The 3,318-nt window shown below is 52.2% G+C and carries 2 rRNA genes; both read left to right on the top strand.

The features are described from left to right. The first annotated feature begins 162 nt into the window (after positions 1 to 162). A 23S ribosomal RNA gene (locus tag AC2A1E_RS23865) occupies positions 163 to 3,072 on the top strand. Positions 3,073 to 3,196: 124 nt separating this feature from the next. Further along, positions 3,197 to 3,312: ribosomal RNA gene (rrf, locus tag AC2A1E_RS23860) — 5S ribosomal RNA — on the top strand. Positions 3,313 to 3,318: the final 6 nt, after the last annotated feature.

Raw genomic sequence — 3,318 nt, 5'->3', positions numbered from 1 at the left:
TTGCTCTTTAACAATCTGGAACAAGCTGAAAATTGAAACCTGACAGCAGAAACTTATCCCTCCGTAGAAGTCTTGGGGTAAGAAGTACCCTGTCAGAGAGTCTCTCAATTGTTTACAGCACGAATCTGTCTTCTGTTTACATAAGACACCTTCGGGTTGTGAGGTTAAGTGACTAAGCGTACACGGTGGATGCCTAGGCAGTCAGAGGCGATGAAGGGCGTGCTAATCTGCGAAAAGTGTCGGTAAGGTGATATGAACCGTTATAACCGGCAATACCCGAATGGGGAAACCCAGTGCAATTCGTTGCACTATCGTATGGTGAATACATAGCCATACGAGGCGAACCGGGGGAACTGAAACATCTAAGTACCCCGAGGAAAAGAAATCAACCGAGATTCCCCCAGTAGCGGCGAGCGAACGGGGAAGAGCCCAGAACCTGAATCAGCAGGTGTGTTAGTGGAAGCGTCTGGAAAGTCGCGCAGTAAAGGGTGATAGCCCCGTACACTAAAATGCATCAGCTGTGAGTTCGATGAGTAGGGCGGGACACGTGACATCCTGTCTGAATATGGGGGGACCATCCTCCAAGGCTAAATACTCCTGACTGACCGATAGTGAACCAGTACCGTGAGGGAAAGGCGAAAAGAACCCCGGCGAGGGGAGTGAAATAGAACCTGAAACCGTGTACGTACAAGCAGTGGGAGCCTCTTTTATGGGGTGACTGCGTACCTTTTGTATAATGGGTCAGCGACTTATATTTTGTAGCAAGGTTAACCGAATAGGGGAGCCGTAGGGAAACCGAGTCTTAACTGGGCGTCTAGTTGCAAGGTATAGACCCGAAACCCGGTGATCTAGCCATGGGCAGGTTGAAGGTTGGGTAACACTAACTGGAGGACCGAACCGACTAATGTTGAAAAATTAGCGGATGACTTGTGGCTGGGGGTGAAAGGCCAATCAAACCGGGAGATAGCTGGTTCTCCCCGAAAGCTATTTAGGTAGCGCCTCGTGAACTCATCTTCGGGGGTAGAGCACTGTTTCGGCTAGGGGGCCATCCCGGCTTACCAACCCGATGCAAACTCCGAATACCGAAGAATGTTATCACGGGAGACACACGGCGGGTGCTAACGTCCGTCGTGAAGAGGGAAACAACCCAGACCGCCAGCTAAGGTCCCAAAGTCATGGTTAAGTGGGAAACGATGTGGGAAGGCATAGACAGCCAGGATGTTGGCTTAGAAGCAGCCATCATTTAAAGAAAGCGTAATAGCTCACTGGTCGAGTCGGCCTGCGCGGAAGATGTAACGGGGCTAAACCATGCACCGAAGCTGCGGCAGCGACGCTTAGGCGTTGTTGGGTAGGGGAGCGTTCTGTAAGCCGTTGAAGGTGGTCTGTGAGGGCTGCTGGAGGTATCAGAAGTGCGAATGCTGACATAAGTAACGATAAAGCGGGTGAAAAACCCGCTCGCCGGAAGACCAAGGGTTCCTGTCCAACGTTAATCGGGGCAGGGTGAGTCGACCCCTAAGGCGAGGCCGAAAGGCGTAGTCGATGGGAAACGGGTTAATATTCCCGTACTCGGTGTTACTGCGAAGGGGGGACGGAGAAGGCTAGGCTGGCCGGGCGACGGTTGTCCCGGTTTAAGCGTGTAGGGGGAGAGAATTGGTAAATCCGTTCTCTTATCTAACCCTGAGGCGTGATGACGAGTCACTACGGTGGCGAAGTGGTTGATGCCAAGCTTCCAGGAAAAGCCTCTAAGCTCCAGGTAACACAGAATCGTACCCCAAACCGACACAGGTGGTCAGGTAGAGAATACCCAGGCGCTTGAGAGAACTCGGGTGAAGGAACTAGGCAAAATGGTGCCGTAACTTCGGGAGAAGGCACGCTGGCGCGTAGGTGAAGAGACTTGCTCTCGGAGCTGAAGCCAGTCGCAGATACCAGCTGGCTGCAACTGTTTAATAAAAACACAGCACTGTGCAAACACGAAAGTGGACGTATACGGTGTGACGCCTGCCCGGTGCTGGAAGGTTAATTGATGGGGTTAGCGGCAACGCGAAGCTCTTGATCGAAGCCCCAGTAAACGGCGGCCGTAACTATAACGGTCCTAAGGTAGCGAAATTCCTTGTCGGGTAAGTTCCGACCTGCACGAATGGCGTAATGATGGCCAGGCTGTCTCCACCCGAGACTCAGTGAAATTGAACTCGCTGTGAAGATGCAGTGTACCCGCGGCAAGACGGAAAGACCCCGTGAACCTTTACTATAGCTTGACACTGAACATTGAGCCTTGATGTGTAGGATAGGTGGGAGGCATCGAAGTGTGGACGCCAGTCTGCATGGAGCCAACCTTGAAATACCACCCTTTAATGTTTGATGTTCTAACTCGGCCCCATAATCTGGGGTGAGGACAGTGTCTGGTGGGTAGTTTGACTGGGGCGGTCTCCTCCCAAAGAGTAACGGAGGAGCACGAAGGTTAGCTAATCACGGTCGGACATCGTGAGGTTAGTGCAAAGGCATAAGCTAGCTTGACTGCGAGAGTGACGGCTCGAGCAGGTACGAAAGTAGGTCTTAGTGATCCGGTGGTTCTGAATGGAAGGGCCATCGCTCAACGGATAAAAGGTACTCCGGGGATAACAGGCTGATACCGCCCAAGAGTTCATATCGACGGCGGTGTTTGGCACCTCGATGTCGGCTCATCACATCCTGGGGCTGAAGTAGGTCCCAAGGGTATGGCTGTTCGCCATTTAAAGTGGTACGCGAGCTGGGTTTAGAACGTCGTGAGACAGTTCGGTCCCTATCTGCCGTGGGCGTTGGAAGATTGAGAGGGGTTGCTCCTAGTACGAGAGGACCGGAGTGAACGCACCACTGGTGTTCGGGTTGTCATGCCAATGGCACTGCCCGGTAGCTAAGTGCGGAAAAGATAAGTGCTGAAAGCATCTAAGCACGAAACTTGCCTCGAGATGAGTCTTCCCTGGGCCTTTAAGGTCCCTGAAGGAACGTTTAAGACTAAGACGTTGATAGGCTGGGTGTGTAAGTGCAGCGATGCATTGAGCTAACCAGTACTAATGAACCGTGAGGCTTAACCTTACAACACCGAAGGTGTTTTGGTGAGAGAGAGAATATAAGTTTTAATTTTCAGCGATGTTCTTAGATTGGTTCTGGTGGTTACGTGTGAAGAGACATGTAACGGCCTGGAATGAAACAGAATTTGCCTGGCGGCAATAGCGCGGTGGTCCCACCTGACCCCATGCCGAACTCAGAAGTGAAACGCCGTAGCGCCGATGGTAGTGTGGGGTCTCCCCATGCGAGAGTAGGACACTGCCAGGCATCAAA

The organism is Serratia sp. HNCC26DJ206 (assembly GCF_057180605.1).
Note: the sequence above shows the minus strand (reverse complement) of the source record. Positions and strands in the feature narration are given on the sequence as shown.